The 19,392-nt window shown below is 71.5% G+C and carries 13 protein-coding genes; 8 read left to right on the top strand and 5 right to left on the bottom strand.

Annotation, left to right across the window (positions count from 1 at the left end):
• The first annotated feature begins 139 nt into the window (after window positions 1-139).
• Complete coding sequence (locus tag D7V93_RS03370) at window positions 140-2,032, top strand: glycoside hydrolase family 18 protein (protein WP_120641975.1); 1,893 nt, start codon at window positions 140-142, stop codon at window positions 2,030-2,032.
• 34 nt (window positions 2,033-2,066) lie between these two features.
• Here D7V93_RS03370 and purL read toward each other — a convergent pair whose 3' ends face one another.
• Window positions 2,067-5,963, bottom strand: a complete 3,897-nt coding sequence (purL, locus tag D7V93_RS03375) for a phosphoribosylformylglycinamidine synthase (protein ID WP_120641976.1) — start codon at window positions 5,961-5,963, stop codon at window positions 2,067-2,069.
• A gap of 244 nt (window positions 5,964-6,207) precedes the next feature.
• On the opposite strand from purL, the gene D7V93_RS03380 reads away from it, so the two are divergent.
• The 3 genes from D7V93_RS03380 to D7V93_RS03390 all read left to right on the top strand — a co-directional run bounded on the left by D7V93_RS03380 (window position 6,208) and on the right by D7V93_RS03390 (window position 9,922).
• On the top strand, window positions 6,208-8,115 hold the full coding sequence (locus D7V93_RS03380) for a M4 family metallopeptidase (protein ID WP_120641977.1): 1,908 nt from the start codon (window positions 6,208-6,210) through the stop codon (window positions 8,113-8,115).
• Between the two features lie 140 nt (window positions 8,116-8,255).
• Window positions 8,256-8,813, top strand: a complete 558-nt coding sequence (locus D7V93_RS03385) for a DUF2378 family protein (protein ID WP_120641978.1) — start codon at window positions 8,256-8,258, stop codon at window positions 8,811-8,813.
• Between the two features lie 14 nt (window positions 8,814-8,827).
• A complete protein-coding gene (locus D7V93_RS03390; protein ID WP_120641990.1) occupies window positions 8,828-9,922 on the top strand; it encodes a hypothetical protein in 1,095 nt (364 codons plus the stop codon).
• Between the two features lie 40 nt (window positions 9,923-9,962).
• Here the strand turns inward: D7V93_RS03390 and D7V93_RS03395 are convergent, their stop codons facing one another.
• On the bottom strand, window positions 9,963-10,793 hold the full coding sequence (locus D7V93_RS03395) for a hypothetical protein (protein ID WP_120641979.1): 831 nt from the start codon (window positions 10,791-10,793) through the stop codon (window positions 9,963-9,965).
• 166 nt (window positions 10,794-10,959) lie between these two features.
• Window positions 10,960-11,403, bottom strand: a complete 444-nt coding sequence (locus tag D7V93_RS03400; protein ID WP_120641980.1) for a DUF2383 domain-containing protein — start codon at window positions 11,401-11,403, stop codon at window positions 10,960-10,962.
• Window positions 11,404-11,573: 170 nt separating this feature from the next.
• On the opposite strand from D7V93_RS03400, the gene xdhC reads away from it, so the two are divergent.
• The 4 genes from xdhC (at window position 11,574) to D7V93_RS03420 (ending at window position 18,371) form a co-directional block, all read left to right on the top strand.
• Window positions 11,574-12,380, top strand: a complete 807-nt coding sequence (xdhC, locus tag D7V93_RS03405) for a xanthine dehydrogenase accessory protein XdhC (RefSeq protein WP_244237087.1) — start codon at window positions 11,574-11,576, stop codon at window positions 12,378-12,380.
• On the top strand, window positions 12,377-16,258 hold the full coding sequence (gene xdhB, locus D7V93_RS03410; RefSeq protein WP_120641982.1) for a xanthine dehydrogenase molybdopterin binding subunit: 3,882 nt from the start codon (window positions 12,377-12,379) through the stop codon (window positions 16,256-16,258). Before xdhC ends, xdhB begins: the two co-directional genes overlap by 4 nt.
• An 82-nt stretch (window positions 16,259-16,340) precedes the next feature.
• Entirely contained in the window at window positions 16,341-17,213 is an 873-nt protein-coding gene (locus D7V93_RS03415; protein ID WP_120641983.1) for an MbnP family copper-binding protein, read from the top strand.
• 12 nt (window positions 17,214-17,225) lie between these two features.
• Window positions 17,226-18,371, top strand: a complete 1,146-nt coding sequence (locus D7V93_RS03420) for a methanobactin export MATE transporter MbnM (protein ID WP_120641984.1) — start codon at window positions 17,226-17,228, stop codon at window positions 18,369-18,371.
• A 13-nt stretch (window positions 18,372-18,384) separates the two neighbouring features.
• On the opposite strand, the gene D7V93_RS03425 is transcribed toward D7V93_RS03420, so the two are convergent.
• Both D7V93_RS03425 and D7V93_RS03430 read right to left on the bottom strand, forming a co-directional pair.
• Window positions 18,385-18,570 (bottom strand): hypothetical protein, encoded by a 186-nt coding sequence (locus D7V93_RS03425; protein ID WP_120641985.1) that lies wholly within the window; start codon window positions 18,568-18,570, stop codon window positions 18,385-18,387.
• A 21-nt stretch (window positions 18,571-18,591) separates the two neighbouring features.
• Window positions 18,592-19,308: a YcnI family copper-binding membrane protein gene (locus tag D7V93_RS03430; protein ID WP_120641986.1), complete on the bottom strand. Its 717-nt coding sequence runs from the start codon at window positions 19,306-19,308 to the stop codon at window positions 18,592-18,594.
• Window positions 19,309-19,392 lie beyond the last annotated feature (84 nt).

Genomic DNA, 19,392 nt, shown 5'->3' on the forward strand with positions numbered 1-19,392 from the left:
CGTCGCCCCCTTGCGCTCCGCAAGGCGCGCGTCCTCGCGGCGAACTTCGGGTCACAGGAGTTGTTGACGACCTCCTGGCGACCTCCTCGATCTCCCGAAGCAGGACGCGCCTCCTCTCCCTCTGCGAGGATGGGAGGCCATGCGACGACCTCCGGCCGGACTCCGGGTGCTGCTCACCGCGCTGTTGCTCGGCGGTGTTTCCCAGGGGGCCCCGCCCCCGAAGGCCGCACCGCCCACGCCCCCCCAGGTGACGTGGCTCTATCAGGACCGGCTGGCGTCGCCCTGGGAGGACCTGACGTGGGCTGGCGCGTACGCGATGAGCGCCACCACGCCAGGGGCCTCGGGCCGCCACGCGATCTCCGTGACGCTGGGGCCGTGGGAGGCGCTGTACTTCGGCCACCCGGGCTTCGATGTGTCACCGGAGGACACGCTGGTGCTCAAGGTGAATGGCGGGAAGGACGGCGCGAACGCGGCGGTGCGCGCGCGGGTCGTCATCGGCTCCGAGCAGCCCGTGGGCGTGCCCCTGGGCCCCACCTGCGAGGGCGGCGCCATCCCGGCCCGCAAGTGGACGACGTGCCGCGTGTCGCTTGCGAAGCTGCTGCCCGAAGACCGCTCGCGCATCACCGGCCTGTGGCTCCAGGAGGACAGCGGCAGGACGCTGCCGCCCCTCTTCTTCGACGACATCGGCGTCGAGCAGGGCCCCAGGCCGGTGAGCCTCACGCTGGAGACGTCCGCGGTCTTCCTGGCTCCGGGCGCCACGCACGCCTTCCGCGCCACCGTGACGAACAGCACGAACACGGAAGTGACGTGGAGCGTGGAGCCCGGAAACGAGCGCGGCACCCTCACCGCCACCGGCGTCTACACCGCGCCCCGCAAGCCGGGCACGTACCGGGTGATGGTCCGGAGCAAGGCCGACCCGAGCCAACTGGCCGTGGCCAGCGTGGTGGTGGGCGCATCCCCGGTCGTGAGGGGTCCTCCGGGCCAGGGCGGCAAGTGGGTGTCGGGCTACTACACGGGCTGGAACGCGGACGACTATCCACCGGAGAAGGTGGACTTCAGCGCGCTCACGCACATCCTCGTGGGACGCGTCACGCCGAAAGCGGACGGTACGCTGAGCACGAAGTTCGACAACGACCGGGGGCCGGAGATCGCCCGCACGCTGTCGAAGCGCGCGCACGCCGCGGGCCGCAAGGCACTCATCATGGTGGGCGGCTCCGGTGAGCACGACGGCTGGGTGGGCGCGGCGTCCGACGCGAACCGCGCGAAGTTCGTCCGCTCGCTGCTGAAGGCGCTGGATGACTTCGGCTACGACGGGCTCGACTTGGACTGGGAGCCCGTGAAGAAGGAGGATCGGCCGCAGCTGCTGGCCCTGGTGAAGGCCCTGCGCGAGGCGCGGCCGAAGATGCTCCTCACCTTCCCGCTTCACTGGATCAACACCAACTTCCCCACCGACGCCGACCCCTGGTTCGCGGAGCTGGCGACGCACCTCGACCAGATGAACCTGATGTCCTACGAGATGATTGGCGCATGGGACGGCTGGAAGTCCTGGCACACGTCCGCGCTGAAGGGCGAACAGGGGCTGCACCCCACGTCCATCGCCTCCAGCCTGGAGCTGTGGGTCAAGGCGGGCCTCCCCAAGGCGAAGCTGGGCATCGGCATCCCCTTCTACGGCCTCGCATGGCGCCACATCACCGGCCCCTACCAGCCCTTCACGAACTGGTCCGACTACGTGGGCGGCGACAACTCGTTCACCTACAAGAAGATCCTCCGCTATTCGAAGCAGGGCACGTACCACTGGGACGAGAAGGCCCAGGCCAGCTACGTGACGTTCGCTCCGGACAAGCTCGTGGAGGACGGCACGGTGACGTGGATCTCCTACGACAGCCCGCAGGCCATCGCCGCCAAGGGCGCCTTCGTGAAGCAGGAGGGCTACGGCGGCACCATCCTCTGGACGCTCAACCAGGGGTGCATCGACCCGGAGACTGGCGCCAACCCGCTGCTGGACGCGGTGAAGGCAGCCTTCCTCCCGTAGCAGGAAGGAAGGCCCCCTTTCCGCGAACGCGTCATCAGCCCAGGGCGGCGCGGGCGTTGCGGAACATGCGCATCCACGGGCCGTCCTCGCCCCACGCCGACGGGGCCCAGGAGTGCTGCACGGTGCGGTGCACGCGCTCCGGGTGCGGCATGGTGATGGTGAAGCGCCCGTCCTTCGTGGTGAGCCCCGCGATGCCGTGCGGCGAGCCGTTGGGGTTGGCCGGGTACTTCGTCGCCACCTGCCCGCGGTTGTCCACCCAGCGCGTCGTCACGAGGCCCAGGCCGTTCACGCGCGCGGCCTCCTCGGCGCTGGAGAACTCCGCGCGCCCCTCGCCGTGCGACACGACGATGAGCATCCGGCTGCCCTCCATGCCCCGGTAGAACAGCGAGGGCGACGGGGACACTTCCACCGTGCCCAGGCGCGCCTCGAACTGCTCGGACGCGTTGCGCACGAAGCGCGGCCACGCCTCCGCGCCGGGGATGAGGTCTCGCAGCTGCGCGAACATCTGGCAGCCGTTGCACGCGCCCAGGCCGAAGCTGTCCGGCCGCGCGAAGAACTGGGAGAACGCGTCGCGCGTGCGCGGGTTGAAGAGGATGGACTTCGCCCAGCCGCCGCCCGCGCCCAGCACGTCGCCGTAGCTGAAGCCGCCGCACGCCAGCACGCCGTGGAAGTCCTCCAGCGACACGCGGCCCGCCAGCAGGTCGCTCATGTGCACATCCACCGCGGTGAAGCCCGCGCGGGTGAACGCCGCCGCCATCTCCTGCTGGCTGTTGACGCCCTGCTCGCGCAAGACCGCCACGCGGGGCCGCGCCCCCTTCGCGATGAAGGGCGCCGCCACGTCCACCGCCGGGTCGAACGTGAGCCGCGGCGACAGGCCCGGGTCTCCCGCGTCGCACCTGGCCGCGTACTCCTCCTCCGCGCAGGTGGGGTTGTCGCGCAGCTTCTGCATCTCGTAGCTGACGCGCGACCAGGTGCGCTTGAGCGCCACGGTGTCCTCCGCGAGCAGTTCCTTCGCGCCGTGCCGCACGCGCACCGCCTGCGCCACCGTGGGCCGGCCCAATTCGTGGACGTGCGCGCCCAGGCCGTGCCGGGCGAACACCTCGCGCACCTGCTCCACGTCGGCCGCCCGCACCTGCACCACCGCGCCCAGCTCCTCGTTGAAGAGGGCCGCCACGGCGTCACCGCCCAGCGCCGCCACGTCCACGTCCACGCCGCAGTGGCCCGCGAAGGCCATCTCCGCGAGCGTGCCCCAGAGCCCACCGTCGGAGCGGTCGTGGTAGGCGAGCAGCACGCCCGCCGCCTGGAGCTCCTGCACGCCTGCGAAGAAGCCCTTCAGGCGCGCCGGGTCGTCCACGTCCGGGCACTCGGGGCCCACCTGCTGGTGGCACTGCGCCAGCACGGAGGCGCCCAGGCGCTGCCGGCCCGCGGCCACGTCCACCAGCAGGAGCCGCGTGTCACCCGCCACGTCCACCGGCTGCGGCGTCAGCGCGCGGCGCACGTCCAGCACCGGCGCGAACGCGGTGATGATGAGCGACAGGGGCGACGTCACGGCCTTCTTCGCGCCGTCGTCCTGCCACTGCGTGCGCATGGACATGGAGTCCTTGCCCACCGGGATGGCGATGCCCAGCGCGGGGCACAGCTCCATGCCCACCGCATGCACCGCCGCGTAGAGGTTCGCGTCCTCGCCGGGGCTGCCCGCCGCCGCCATCCAGTTGGCGGACAGCTTCACGTCCGACAGCTTCCCGATGCGCGCCGCCGAAAGGTTGGTGAGCGCCTCGCCCACCGCCATCCGCGCGGAGGCCGCCGCGTCGATGAGCGCCAGCGGCGTGCGCTCGCCCAGGGCCATGGCCTCACCCGTGTTGGAGAGGATGGACGACAGCGTCACCGCGCAGTCCGCCACCGGCACCTGCCACGGGCCCACCATCTGGTCGCGCGCGGTGAGGCCGCCCACGGTGCGGTCGCCAATGGTGATGAGGAATGACTTGTCCGCCACCGTCGGGTGCGCGAGCACGGCATGCGCCAGGGCCTTCAGGTCCCCCGGCACGCTGAGCGGCGCGTGCTTCAGCGGGCGCGACACATGCTCGCGGTGCATGCGCGGCGCCTTGCCGAAGAGCACGTCCATGGGCAGCGCGATGGGCGTGTCCCCCAGCTCGCGGTCGCTGAGCGTGAGCACCTCTTCCTGCGTGGCCTCGCCCAGCACGGCGAACGGGGCGCGCTCGCGCTCGCACAGGGCGGCGAAGCGCGGCAGGTCCTCCGGCGCCACGCCCAGCACGTAGCGCTCCTGCGCCTCGTTGCACCAGATCTCCACTGGGGACATGCCCGGCTCGTCGTTGGGCACCTCGCGCAGCTCCAGCCGGCCGCCCAGGCCGTTGTCGTGCGCCAGCTCCGGCAGCGCGTTGGACAGGCCGCCCGCGCCCACGTCGTGGATGGAGCGCACGGGGTTCGCGTCGCCCAGCATCCAGCACTGGTCGATGACCTCCTGACACCTCCGCTCCATCTCCGCGTTGTCACGCTGCACGGAGGCAAAATCGAGATCGGCCGCGCTCGTGCCCTGCGCCATGGAGGACGCCGCGCCGCCGCCCAAGCCGATGAGCATCGCCGGGCCGCCCAGCACGATGAGCTTGTCGCCCGCTCGCAGCGGGGCCTTCTTCACGTGGCCCGCGCGGATGTTGCCCAGGCCGCCCGCCAGCATGATGGGCTTGTGGTAGCCGCGCACCTCCACGCCGTCCGCCGTGGGTACCTGCTGCTCGAAGCTGCGGAAGTAGCCGCACAGGTTGGGCCGGCCGAACTCGTTGTTGAACGCCGCGCCGCCCAGCGGGCCATCAATCATGATGTCCAGCGCGGACACGATGCGGTCCGGCTTGCCGTACGGCACCTCCCACGGCTGCGCGTAGCCCGGGATGCGCAGGTGGCTGACGGAGAAGCCCGTGAGCCCCGCCTTGGGCTTCGCGCCGCGCCCGGTGGCGCCCTCGTCGCGAATCTCGCCGCCCGCCCCCGTGGCGGCGCCCGGATAGGGGGAGATGGCGGTGGGATGGTTGTGCGTCTCCACCTTCATCATGATGTGCGCGGGCTCGCGCACGGCGCCCCACTCGCGCGCCTCTCCCTGCGGGAAGAAGCGCTCCACCTCGAAGCCCTCGATGACGGCGGAGTTGTCCTTGTACGCGGACAGCACGCCACCGGGGCTGACTGCGAAGGTGTTCTTGATGGCCTGGAAGAGCGAGCGCTCCTGCTTCTTGCCGTCCAGCGTCCACGACGCGTTGAAGATTTTATGGCGGCAGTGCTCGCTGTTGGCCTGCGCGAACATCATGAGCTCGACGTCGGTGGGGTTGCGCGCAAGCTCCGTGAAGCGCGCGACCAGGTAGTCGATCTCGTCCTCCGCCAGCGCCAGGCCCAGCTCGCCGTTGGCCTTCACGAGCGCGTCGCGGCCTCCGCCCAGCACGTCCACGCGCGTGAGCGGCCGGGGCGCGTTCGTGGTGAAGAGCACCGCCGCGTCGTCCAGCCGGGGCAGCACCGCCTGCGTCATCCGGTCGTGCAGCACCGCCTCCACGCCCGCGGCCTCGTCCGCCTCCAGCGCGCGGCCGCCGGGGCCGGTGAGGAAGAACGCGATGCCGCGCTCCATGCGGCGCACCTTCTCCAGGCCGCAGTGGTGCGCGATGTCCGTCGCCTTCGACGACCAGGGGGACACCGTGCCCGGACGCGGCACAACGAGCAGCAGCGTGCCCGTGCGCTCGCGCTTCGCCGCGTGGGGGCCATACTCCAGCAGCCGCCCCAGGCGCTCCCCTTCCGCGTCCGTCAGCGGCGCCGCCGTGTCCGCGAAGTGGACGTACTCCGAATAGAGGGTGGCCACCGTGGGCACCCGTTCCCGACAGCGGACGAGCAGCTTGGCGAGCCTGAATTCGGAGAGGGCCGGAGCCCCGCGCAGCGTGAGCATGGAGGACCTTGCGAACGGGTGACGGGAGGTAACAGCGGGGCCGTCCTTATCACCGCGCCCCGCGTCACAAGGCCCGGACTTCGCGTCTGGATGGCTGCCCCCCGGCCGGGGTGGGTGCGACGCCGCCGACGTGGGCCTCCCTCCGTCCCTGCACTCCATGTCCTCCAGGAAGCACGCTGACAGTGGGTCTTCCATGCTTTGCTCGGAAGGCTGCACAGCTCTGAATCGTCACAAGGGGTGTTCCATGACGCGCAATACCCGCTGGCTCCTGGCCGGCCTGACGCTCACGTTGTCCGCCTGTGGCGCGGGAGGGCCGGAAGCCGAGGCGCCCACTTCCCCGCCGTCCCACGGCGATGGTGTCTCCAGCCTCCGGGAGGTGGAGGCGGCGCTCGGCGCGCTGCCCGGCGCCCAGGTGCTGGACGTGCACCCGGACGGGGTCCCCGCCCTGCTGAAGGGGGCGCTGGGGGCCACGGGTCGCCCCATCTCTGGCGCCTCGGCCTGGCAGGCGCATGCGCTGCTGGAGCCCACGCTCGCGCGCGTGCTGCCGGCCTTCCGGTTGAAGGCGCGGGACCTGGTGCCGGTGGCAATCCGTCGGGACGGGCTGGGCCACAGCCACGTGCGCTACGCGCAGACGAAGGCGGGCCTGCCCGTGGTGGGCGAGGAACTGCTGGTGCACCTGGATGAGGCCGGCCGGGTGTACCTGGTAAATGGCAATGCGCGCGACGGCGAGGCGCTCGCGGACCTGGCGCGCATCTCACCGGACGTGGCGCGGCGGGCGGCCCTGGCGGCGACGCCCGGGGGGCGCACGGCGGAAGCGCCCCGGGAGGTGTTCGTGCGCCCGACGCCGGACGCGGCCCTCGTGCGGGCCTTCGAGGTGGTGGTGTCGGGCGAGGACTCCGACGGCACGGAGGTGCGCGACCACGTCTTCCTCAGCGCGGCGGACGGCACGGAGGTGCTGCGGACGTCGGACATCCACCCCGCGCGCAACCGCCGGGTGTGTTCGGTGGGGGGCCCGACGAGCGGCACCTGCCGTCTGGAGGGCCAGGCCGCCACGGGGGACACGGGCATCGACAAGACGTACGACAACCTAGGCCTCTTCTACGACTGCTTCCAGCAGAACTTCGCCCGCGATTCGTTTGACGGCTCGGGCGGGCAGCTCTTCGCGAACGTGCACTACGGCACGCAGTACACGAACGCCTTCTGGAACGGCACCACGATGGTGTGCGGCGACGGCGACGGCACCTCCGTGGGGCCGCCGTGCTCGGATCCGGACATCGTGGTGCACGAGCTCACCCACGGCGTGACGGACTACACGTCCGACCTCGTCTACTCCGGGCAGTCGGGCGCGCTCAACGAGTCCCTGTCGGACATCTTCGCCGCGACGTGCGGAAGCTGGGCGACGGGCACCTGGAGCACCGCGACGAACATCTGGCGCATCGGTGAGCTGTTCTGGACGCCGAACACGCCCGGGGACGCGCTGCGCTACATGGACAACCCCGCGCTGGACGGCGCGTCCCTGGACTACTACACGCAGATCACCTCCAGCTCGGACGTGCACTACGCCTCCGGCGTGCCGAACCTCGCGTTCAAGCTGCTGTCCACCGGTGGCACGCACCCGCAGGGCAAGTCCACGGTGAACGTGACGGGCATCGGCGTGCAGGCCGCCGGGCGCATCTTCTATTACGCCAACGCCAACCTCTTCCTCCCCAGCACTACGCTGGCACAGGCCAAGACGCTGACGAAGCAGGCCGCGCAGTCCCTGGGTTACAGCGCCGCCATCCAGGCCTCCGTGGAGGCCGCGTGGACCGCCGTGGGCGTGGGCGCCGTGACGCCGCCCCCGACGTGCCTCCTGCTCCCGAACGACCTCACGCTCGCGGGCATCACCGGGGCGTCGGGTTCGGAGCAGTACTACTGCCTGGACGTGCCCGCGAACACGGCGTCCACCATCACCGTCTCCGGAGGCACCGGGGACGTGGACCTCTACACGCGCTTCGGCGGCGCGCCCACCACGTCGCTCTACAACTGCCGGCCCTACCTGGGCGGCAACAACGAGACCTGCACCCTGGCCGCGCAGGCGACCGCGGGCCGCCAGTGGATCCTGCTGAAGGCCTTCAGCGCCTACAGCGGCGTGTCCCTGTCCGTGCACTACTGACAGGCCATGCCCCCGCCTCCACCCCCGTGTCCCCGGGGTGGAGGCGGGGGTTGCTTCACACCGGGAACTGGCCTCTTTCCGGCCGCTGGGCGAAGAATGCGCGCCTGGGACCTTTCGGGCCCCCAAGGGGACTCAAGGCCATGCGGGACGAGCGCGTCATCTTCGGCAACACCGTGGACAGCCTGTACCGCAAGACGCTGCTGCCGCACCTGCCGGGCGCGTTGATTGAACGGCTGCGCGGCCGGGGGTTGGATCTCAAGGCCCCGCTGCTCGCCGCGTATCCCCTGGCGACGTGGGTGGAGTGCCTGGACGACGTGGCCCGCACCCTCCATCCGGACCGGCCGCTGGACGTCGCCCGGCGCCTGTTGGGCAAGCGGATGATCGAGGGCTACGCGCAGACGTTGATGGGCGGCGCGGTGATTGCCCTGGCGCGCGTGGTGGGGCCCGTGCGGTCGCTGGAGCGGATGCAGCACAACTTCCGCAGCGGCAACAACTTCACGGAGACGCGCCTCACGGTGCTGGGTCCCACGGCCGCGGACCTCTGGTTCAACGAGCCGGAGATGATGGAGGGCTTCGCGGAAGGGGTGCTGGAAGAAGGGCTGTTGCGCATCGGCGTGCACGGCCTCACCCTGCACCGCACCCGCCACTCCCCGGAAGCCGTCACCTATCACCTGGAGTGGACGGCCCGGCCCTCCTGACACACCGCCACGCCATGTCCTCCATCCTTTCGACCCTGCCCGCGCTCTACCGGGACCTGCTCCCGTCCTTCTTCCAGCAGCAGGCGCCCACGGAGACGAAGGCCACGTGCGCGAAGTGCGCCATGAGCCGCACGTCCGCGCAGTCCACCGTGGAGTCGGTGGACGGGGTGGAGCACCTGTTCCGGCCGGACACCAAGTGCTGCACGTACTACCCGCGCCTGCCCAACTACCTCATCGGCGCGCTGCTGTCGGACGACTCCCCGGAGATGGCCGAGGGGCGCCGGCGCATCGAACAGAAGATCGACAGCCGCATCGGCGTGAGCCCGCAGTGGGTGAAGCCGCCAGCAAAGTTCAACCACCTGTACAAGAACTCGCACCAGTTCTTCGGCCGGTCCGCGACGATGCGGTGCCCGTACTACGCGCTGGACACCGGCGGCTGCACCATCTGGGCGTACCGCGAGTCGGTGTGCTCCACGTTCTTCTGCAAGTACGTGGCGGGCGCGGACGGCCGGCGCTTCTGGATGTCGCTGAAGACGTACCTGACGCTGGCGGAGTTCCAGCTGTCGCGCCACGCGCTGCTCCAGCTCATGCCGGAGTTCCTCCTGGACGGCCGGGACAAGGCGGAAGTCGCCACCGCCCCCCTGTCCGTGGAGGACCTGGACGACGCGGCGCCCCCGCCCAAGGTGTACGCGGCGCTGTGGAAGGAGCACGTCGGGAAGGAGCGGGACTTCTTCCGGGCCTGCTACGACGCGGTGCGCACCGTGCCCGCGGACGGACTGGAGCGGATGCTGGGCCTGGATGGCACCATCGAACTGAAGGTGCTGGAGAAGCTGCACACCCAGGCCACCGCGCCCCAGCTGCCGCGCGTGCTGCGCTTCAACCCGGACGCGACGGTGAAGTGGCTGCCGGACGGCAGCGTCGCGCTGGGCTCCTACAGCGAGTTCGACGCGGTGGCGCTCCCCGGCGAGGCGTACGCGCTGCTGGTGGAGTTCACCGGCCAGAAGCCCGTGGAGGCGGTGCGCCAGCACCTGCGCGACCACAAGCAGGCGGACCTGGACGCGGACATCCTGCTGGAGCTGTACCGGCACCGCATCCTCATCGAGCAGTAGCCGACGAGCCGTCGCCGAGCCGCGGCCCTTCGGAGGCGGCTCAGGGCTGCCCGGCGAAGGCGCCCACCTCGCGCAGCCAGCGCGCCGTGGCCTGGGTGCGCTCCCACGCGGGCGTGGACGCGACCAGGTGCTCCGCGAGCCAGGCGCTAAAGGCGGGGTCGCCCGCGCGCAGCCACGCGGCGGACTCGGCCAGTTCGTGGGCGGCGGACTCCCAGGCGCGGCGCACCGCGCTGGCGAAGGCCATCAGCTCCGAGATGCAGCGGGTGAAGGCCTCCACGCCCGCGCTCAGCTCAGTAGGGCTGGGGCCCGCGGCCAGGGCCAGCGCGCGCAGGCGGCCCAGGTCCTTGAGCAGGCCCTGCTCCAGCGCGGCGGCGGTGCCCAGCCGGGCCTGCGCGGCACGCTGGAGCAGCTCCACGTCCTCGCTGAGGTGGCGCCAGGCCTCGTCGTCCCCCAGGGGGAAGCTGCCGCGGCGGCGCAGCCGGACGCCCACGGCCTGCCAGAGGTTGCCGAAGACGAGCACCTCCTCGACACTCCGGCGCACGTGCGGCGGGATGTGATCCAGGAAGTCCACCACGCACGCCCGCGCCTCGCGCAGGAACGCGTCGCCGCGCGGGGCCGCGTCCACCACGCCCCGGGCGAGCTGGAGCACGCGCCACGCCCACTGGAGGGCGCGCTCGGACGCGGTGAAGAGGCACTCCAGGCCGGTTCCCAGGGCACCCGCGGCGTGGCTGGTGTCGGCGAGCGTCGGGGACGGAATGGGAGGCAGGCCCGAGCCGGAGCGCACTTCGGGCGCACGGGGAGACGTCGTCCCCTCGTCCTCGCTGTCGCGGGGAGGCCCGTGTGGCCCTGGCGCCGTGTACTCACGCCCCATGCACTCTTCTCCAGACCCTGGCTTCGCCGGCGGAAGACGGCTTCCAAGTATCGCACGCCCCTACCGGACCTCCAGGCCTGGATGAGGGGACGTGCGATGCACCCCAAGGCGTCCCCCGGAGCAGGAGGGGCGCCTCGCGGTGTCCGGCACCGCGCCTCCAACACGCTCAGTGCAGGTTGGGGTTGTGCTTCAGGCGACTGAGCCGGCTGTGCGTCTGCTTCTGCGCCGGCAGCAGCTGCTGGCGCACGAAGGTGCGCGCCTCGCCGTGCAGCTTGTCCACGTCGCGGTTGTAGTCCGCCAGGCCGTGGTCCTCGCCCTCTTCCAGCGCGTCGATGGCGCGCTTCTCCCCCATCAGGTCCGCGCCGGCCTGGACGACCTTGGCGAAGATGCCCCACACGCCGGAGCCCGACGCGGGGCTGCCGCCCAGCTTCTCGATGCGCTCCTTGAGGGACGCCACGCGCGCCTCATGGTCTTGAAGGCAGGCCTCCACCTCCGTTTTCGCCACGGGGGTCTCGATGTGCTTCGTCGCGAGCCGGTAGGTCTCCACCGCGGAGATCTCCCCGCGCAGGAAGGAGTTCAGCGTTTCGATTTCGGCGGCGGCCTGGGCCATGGGTTCTTCTCCTTGAGGTGGGTGAACGGAATGCGTCTTGGCGCAAAGGTGGTGACCCCCGCTCTTCCGACAACGGAAGCCCCCCTCCTCGTTCGCTGAGCAGGCGCCCGGGCAAGCGCTGGGAGGGTGCGGCGCGTCGTGGCAAGCTGCGGGCCTTCATGTGGAACTGGGTGCACCAGCTGGCGGAGTGGGGACGGACGGACGTCCCGTTCGCCGTCGTCACGGTGACGGAAGTCAAGGGCAGCACGCCCGCGGCCCCCGGCGCGAAGCTGCTGGTGCGCGCGGACGGCGCCTTCCACGGCACCATTGGCGGCGGCCACCTGGAGCAGCTCGTGCTCCAGGACGCGCGCGCGTGCTTGGACAAGGGCGAGGCGCGCACGTTCCGCTATCCGCTGGGCGCGAAGCTGGGCCAGTGTTGTGGAGGGGTCGTGGACATCTTCGTCGAGCCCGTCAACCACGGGCCCCAGCTCTACCTCTTCGGCGCCGGCCACGTGGGCCAGGCCCTGTGCCGCATCCTCGAAGGCACGCCGTTCCGCGTGCACCTGGTGGACGAGCGCGCGGAGTGGGTCCAGTCCCCCCAGGTGCCGGCCTCCGTGGCGCGCCACGAGGAGCCCTGGGACGAGTTCGCCGCGAGCGCCACCTGGGATGACCTGCGCACCTACGTGGCGGTGATGACGCACCGTCACGACGTGGATCAGGACATCATCGCCTTCGCCATCCAGAAGCCGGCCCGCTACATCGGCCTCATCGGCAGCGACACGAAGTGGGCCCGCTTCCGGCAGCGACTGGAGGCGAAGGGCCTGCCCGCCCGGCAGGTGGGCCGTGTCCAGTGCCCCATGGGGCTGCCCATCGGGGGAAAGTCGCCTCAGGAGGTGGCGGTCAGCATCGCGGCGGGGCTGCTCCAGCTCCACCACGGGCTGGCACGGGAGCCAGGCCCTCAGCCGTCGCCCGCGCCCCTGCTATCCTCCGGAGAATGAGCACCCCTTTCGAGTTCCGGCTCAATGGCCAGACCGTCCGGGTCGACGACGCGTCGCCCAACACCACGCTGCTGGACCACCTGCGCTCGCGCGGGCTGACGGGCACCAAGCAGGGCTGCGCCGAGGGCGACTGCGGCGCCTGCACCGTGGCGATGGTGGATCAGGACCACCAGGGCCAGAAGAACCTGCGCGCCTTCAACAGCTGCATCGCGCTGCTGCCCATGGTGGCCGGCCGCGAGCTCGTCACCGTGGAGGGCGTGGGTCAGCGCGGCGCGCCCCACCCCGTGCAGCAGGCCATGGTGAAGCACTACGGCTCGCAGTGCGGCTTCTGCACCCCGGGCTTCGTCGTCTCCATGGTGGAGGCGTACTGTCGCAAGGACGCGGGCTCGCCGGAGGCCGTGGCGGATCAGCTCTGCGGCAACATCTGCCGCTGCACCGGCTACCGGCCCATCCGCGACGCGATGATGGACGCGCTCGCCACCCGCGATGCGAAGGGCGTTGGGCCCGCGCTCCCGGGCGTCTCGCTGGAGGGGCCACCCTCCCCCTTGCCGCCCCTGCGCTACGAGGCGCGGGACGGGCTGTTCCTGCGGCCCGCCACGTTCGAGGACCTGCTCGCGCTGCGCGCCCTGCACCCGGAGGCGATGCTCGTGGCCGGGGCCACCGAGCTGGGCGTGGACATCACCAAGAAGTCGCGCCGCTACCCCTTCCTCATCTCCACCGAGGGCGTGGAGTCCCTGCGCGCCATCCGCCGTGAAGCGGACGGCTGGTACGTGGGCGGCGCCGCGTCGCTGGTGGACGTGGAGGACGCACTGGGCGCGGAGGTGCCGGAGCTCGCGAAGATGCTCAACGTCTTCGCCTCGCGGCAGATCCGCCACCGCGCCACGCTGTCGGGCAACCTCGTCACGGCCTCGCCCATTGGCGACCTGGCGCCGGTGCTGCTCGCGCTGGACGCCCGCCTCGTCCTCGCGTCCGTGCGCGGCGAGCGGACGGTGGCGCTCAGCGACTTCTTCCTCGCCTACCGCAAGACGGCGCTCCAGCCGGACGAGGTCGTCCGCGTCATCGTCGTCCCCCACGCGCCCGCGAAGGACAGCGGCCTCCAGCGCCACGCGGACAGCTTCAAGGTGTCCAAGCGCCGCGAGCTGGACATCAGCATCGTCGCGGCGGGCTTCTGCATCGAAACGGACGCGCTGGGCCTCGTGCGCACCGCGAGGCTCGCCTACGGCGGCGTGGCGGCCACCCCCGTGCGCGCGCGCGACACCGAGGCCCTGCTCGTGGGCCACCCCTGGAACGCTGAAGCGGTGGCCCGCGTGCGGGCGACCCTGGCGCGCGAGTTCTCCCCCATCACCGACCTGCGCGGCAGCGCGGACTACCGGCGTGGGCTGGTGGTGTCGCTGCTGGAGAAGTTCGCCTCCGGCGAGCGCAGTCCCGTGCTGGACGCGCGCCCCCGCTTCGTCACCGGAGCGCCTGCCGCATCACCTGAGCCCGCCGCATCACCTGAGCCCGCCGCGGCGCTAGAGCCCGCGGCGGACACGGGGCGCGAGCTGCGCCACGAGAGCGCGCTGGGCCACGTGACGGGCAGCGCGCAGTACGTGGACGACCTCGCGCAGCGCCGGCCCATGTTGACGGTGTGGCCGGTGATGTCGCCGCACGCGCACGCGCGCATCCTCCGCCGCGACGCGAGCCCGGCGCTGAAGGTGCCCGGCGTGGTGAAGGTGCTGCTCGCGGAGGACATCCCGGGCATGAACGACACCGGGCCCATCCGCCACGACGAGCCACTGCTCGCGAAGGACGAGGTCCTCTTCCACGCGCAGGTGGTGGCGCTCGTCGTCGGGGAGACGCCCGAGGCCTGCCGCGAGGGCGCCCGCCAGGTGGTGGTGGACTACGAGCCGCTGCCCGCCGTGCTCACGCTGGACGAGGCCCGTGCGCAGGGCAGCTACCACACCGAGCCGCACGTCATCCGCCGGGGCGACGTGGACAGCGCGCTCGCGTCCAGCCCCCACCGGCTGGACGGCCAGTTCGAGATGGGCGGCCAGGAGCACTTCTACCTGGAGACGCACGCCGCCTTCGCGGAGCCGGGCGAGGACGGCGACCTCACCGTGACGTCCTCCACCCAGCACCCGTCGGAGGTGCAGGCCGTCATCGCGCACGTGCTGCACCTGCCCCGCAGCCGCGTGGTGGTGAAGGCGCCCCGCATGGGCGGCGGCTTCGGCGGCAAGGAGACACAAGGCAACGCGCCCGCCGCGCTGGTGGCGCTGGCCGCGGTGCACACGGGCCGCGCGGTGAAGTGGATGCTGGACCGGGACATCGACATGGTGGTCACCGGCAAACGCCACCCGTTCCACGCGGACTGGGAGGTGGGCTTCGACGCCACGGGCCGGCTGCTGGCGCTGCGCGCGGACCTCGTGTCCAACGGCGGCTGGTCGCTGGACCTGTCCGAGTCCATCACCGATCGCGCCCTCTTCCACCTGGACAACGGCTACTACGTGCCGTCGGTGCGCTACACCGGGCGCGTGGCGAAGACGCACCTCGTCTCCAACACCGCCTTCCGGGGCTTCGGCGGGCCGCAGGGCATGCTGGTGATGGAGGACATCCTGGGGCGCATCGCGCGCGTGCTGGGCCTCGCGCCGGAGACCGTGCGCCAGCGAAACCTCTACGACGGCACCGGCGACACCAACACCACGCACTACGGCCAGGAGCTGGAGGACAACCGGCTGCCGAAGCTGTGGAACGACCTGCTGGAGTCGTCCGACTTCGCGAAGCGCCGCGCGCAGGTGGATGCGTTCAACGCGAAGAGCCCCCGCATCAAGCGCGGCCTCGCCATCACGCCGATGAAGTTCGGCATCTCCTTCACCGCCACCTTCCTCAACCAGGCGGGCGCGCTGGTGCACGTGTACCGCGACGGCTCCGTGCTGCTGTCGCATGGCGGCACGGAGATGGGGCAGGGGCTGCACACCAAGATTCAAGGCGTGGCCATGCGCGAGCTGGGCCTGTCCGCGGACCGCGTGCGCGTGGCGCAGACGGCCACCGACAAGGTGCCCAACACGTCCGCGACGGCGGCCTCCAGCGGCTCGGACCTCAACGGCGCGGCGGTGCGCGAGGCGTGCATCACCCTGCGCGAGCGGCTGGCGCCGGTGGCGGCGCGGATGCTCGTGCAGCGGCACGGCCAGGCGGTGTCCCCGGACGCACTGGTGTTCCAGGACGGGCACATCGCCGCGGCGTCGCGGCCCGGCCAGGGGCTGCCCTTCGCGGACGTGGTGGAGGAGGCGTACCGCGACCGCGTGGGCCTGTCCGTCACGGGCTATTACCGCACGCCGGGCATCGGCTACGACCGGGTGAAGGGGCGGGGCAAGCCCTTCCTCTACTTCGCCTACGGCGCGGCGGTGAGCGAGGTGGAGGTGGACGGCGACACGGGCATGAAGCGCGTGGTGCGCTCGGACCTGCTGGAGGACGTGGGGGATTCGCTCAACCCCGGCGTGGACCGGGGCCAGGTGGAGGGCGGCTTCGTGCAGGGCCTGGGGTGGCTCACCGGCGAAGAGCTGAAGTGGGACGCGAAGGGGCGGCTGCTCACGCACTCGGCCAGCACCTACGCGGTGCCCGCCTTCAGCGACGCGCCCATCGACCTGCGCGTGTCATTCGTGGAGCGGGCGGAGCAGCAGGGCGTCATCCACGGCAGCAAGGCCGTGGGAGAGCCCCCGCTGATGCTGGCCCTGTCCGTGCGCGAGGCGCTGCGCGACGCGGTGTCCGCCTTCGGACAGCCGGGCGGCGACGTGGAGCTGCCCTCGCCCGCCACGCACGAGGCGCTGTTCCTCTCCATCCAGAAGCGTCGCGCCCGGGAGGTGGACGTTCCGGCTCTGGACGCCGCGCGTGAGGTGGCGTGAACCCGGCGCGGGTGCGGCAACATGCCACGGCATGTCCACCTGGACCGTGCGTTAGACGGGGGCATCTTTCAAGGAAGCCCCCATGACCTCCGTGCTCCGCTCCCGCGTCCTGCTCCCACTGGCCCTCGTTGGTGTTCTCGGTTGTGGTGAGGACGAACCCACGCCTCCCGCAACCCTGACAGTGGACATCCCCGTCGTGGCGCGCGTGGGCACCCAGCCCTTCGCCTGCGGAAGCGTCTACACGAACGTCGGGACGACGAAGACGACCTACGAGCCGATGGACTTCCGCGTCTACGTCCACGACGTGCGGCTGGTGACGTCGGGCGGGCAGGAGGTGCCCGTCGCGCTGACGGACGACGGCGTGTGGCAGCGCGAGGGTGTGGTGCTGCTGGACTTCGCGAACAAGGACGGCCTGTGCGCCAACGGCACGGCGGGGATGAACCTGTCCATCAAGGGCACGGTGCCCTCGGACACCTACGCGGGCCTGCGCTTCCGGCTGGGCGTGCCGGAGACGTTGAACCACGGCAACGTGTCCACCGCGCCCGCGCCCCTGGGTGACCAGAGCCTGTTCTGGCACTGGCGCAGCGGCTACCTCTTCACGCGCATCGAGGGCCGCACCGCCGGCCTGCCGGAGCACGTCATGCACCTGGGCAGCACCGACTGCGCGGCGCTGCCCAGCGGCGATCCGAACGGCACCGCGGGGTGCGCGTACAACAACCGTCCCGACGTGAGCCTGGACGGCTTCAAGGTCGGGACGAACCAGGTGGTGCTGGACCTGGGCGCGCTCTTCGCGGGCTCCAACCTGGACGTGAACGCCAGCGGGCCCAACACGGCCGTGGGCTGCATGTCCTCCCAGGGCGACGTGGACTGCGCGCCCATCTTCGAGCGCATGGGGCTCGCGTTCGGGGCGCAGGCCGCGAACCCCGCGGCGCAGTCCTTCATCCGGGCCGAATAGGAGCACGCCGCCGTGGCACGACGACGATGGCAGCCGTGGAGGTGTCTGGCGGTGGCGCTGCTGGTCGTGGGCTGCGGTGAGCCCACACCCGAGCCCGCCGGACCCGCTCCGTATGACTGGAAGCTGCCCGAGGGCTTCCCCACGCCGCGCGTGCCGGAGGACAACCCGATGTCGGAGGCGAAGGTCCAGTTGGGCCGGAGCCTCTTCTACGACCAGCGCCTGTCACTCAACGGCACGCAGTCCTGCGGCTCCTGCCACGAGCAGGCCCGCGCCTTCACCGATGGGCGCACGCACTCGGTGGGCAGCACGGGCCAGACGCACCGCCGCAACGGGCAGGGGCTGGCCAACGTGGCGTATGCGACGAGCCTGACGTGGGCCAACTCCGCGCTCCTCACGTTGGAGTCGCAGGCGCTGACGCCGCTGTTCGGCGAGGAGCCGGTGGAGCTGGGGTTCGCGGATCAACAGGAGGTGTTGCTCGAGCGGTTCCGGTCGGATCCGGAGCTGTCGGCGCGCTTCGCGGAGGCGTTCCCCGCCGCGTCCCCGCCGGTGTCGCTCGCCACGCTGACGTGGGCGCTGTCGGCCTTCGAGCGGACGCTGCTCTCCGGCACGTCGCCCTATGACCGCTACCTGGCGGGAGGCGCGGTGGACGCGCTGAGCCCCGCCGCCAAGCGGGGCCTGGCGCTGTTCCTGTCCGAGCGCATGGAGTGCGACCACTGCCACTCCGGCTTCAACTTCCAGGACGCGACGGCGCACGAAGCCACGCCGGAGCCCATCCTCCCGTTCCACAACACGGGCCTCTACAACGAGGACGGCCGGGGCGCGTACCCGGCCACGGACCCAGGCCTCATCGAACTGACAGGCCGGGCGGAGGACATGGGGCGCTTCCGCGCGCCGTCCCTGCGCAACGTGGCCGTCACCGCGCCGTACATGCACGACGGCAGCCTGGCGACGCTCTCCGACGTGCTGGACCACTACGCGGCGGGAGGCCTCGCGCGGGCCCGGAACGGCGGAGCGGCAAGCCCCCTCCAGAGCGCCTTCGTGCGCGGCTTCACGCTGACGCCCGCGGAGAAGGCGGACGTCATCGCGTTCCTGGAGTCGCTCACGGACACGGAGTTCCTGCACGACCCGCGCTTCGCGGATCCGAACGCCGCGCCGTGAGCCCGGGCCGCCGCTAACGCGCGGGCGGCTTCAGGTCCTCCGGCAGCCGGTCACCCGGGGGACGCTCCAACGTCCCGGGCTGCTCCACGCCGGAGGGCACCTGCACGCCCGCGTCGGTGGTGGGCAGCGGTGAAACGGGCGGCTTGTCCGAACAGGCGGCAAGCACGCCGACAACCATCACGAAGAGAAGGGGGCGCATGGTCGTGGTCTCCCGGCCGCGTCAGTACTTCACCCAGATGACCGTGCCCGGATGGATCTCCTTGAGCGGCTGCATGCCGGGCTCCTTCTCGATGAGCGCCTGCGTGACGGGGTTGAAGCTGTACGCCTGCGCGCCAGACCAGACGATGAGCGCGTCCTTGAACACCGTGAGGTCATGCACGTGCTCCTCCACCGTGTACTGGTTCCAGCCCGGAAGCCTCGCGGGCAGGAGGTAGAGTGACGGCGCCGGGTTCTCCGCGGGCGCCGTGCCTGCGTCCGCGCCATGGCTGTGCTCGCCGGACGTGCCCGTCCACGCCACCGTCGTCTCCACGCCCGCTGGCGTGCGACACGTCTGCTCGGTGGAGAAGAACACCGTGCTGAAGGGCCGGGCGGGCAGCTTCGCGCGCAGGCCGAAGTGGTAGTAGTGCGAGTCCGTCGCCTTCACCTCCCCCGTCGCCTTCGTCCACGTCACCGCCGTCACGTTGCCGGCCGCGTCCTTCTCCACTTCCGCCTTGCCGAACGTGGAGTCCACGGGCCGCACGCCCGTGACGCCCGCCGGAATCTGGACCTTCACCCGGTACGTGTCCGCGCCGTCACACCCGTGGCTCACGGTGAAGTCGGCATCGAACGACGCGCCCGCGTAGGGCGGCGTCGGTCCCGCCACCGCCGCATGCGCGAAGGCGACCGTGGAGAAGAGCGAACCCGCGACGACACACACCGGACCCAGGGAAGGCTTCATCGGCCGACTCCAGACGCAAGAGAGGGCTCGCAGATAGCAGCCCTCCCCCAGCCCCCCGGGTGCGGTCAATTGCCGCAGCGTCCC

Source organism: Corallococcus llansteffanensis (assembly GCF_003612055.1).
In the GTDB taxonomy this organism is placed as follows: Bacteria; Myxococcota; Myxococcia; order Myxococcales; family Myxococcaceae; genus Corallococcus; species Corallococcus llansteffanensis.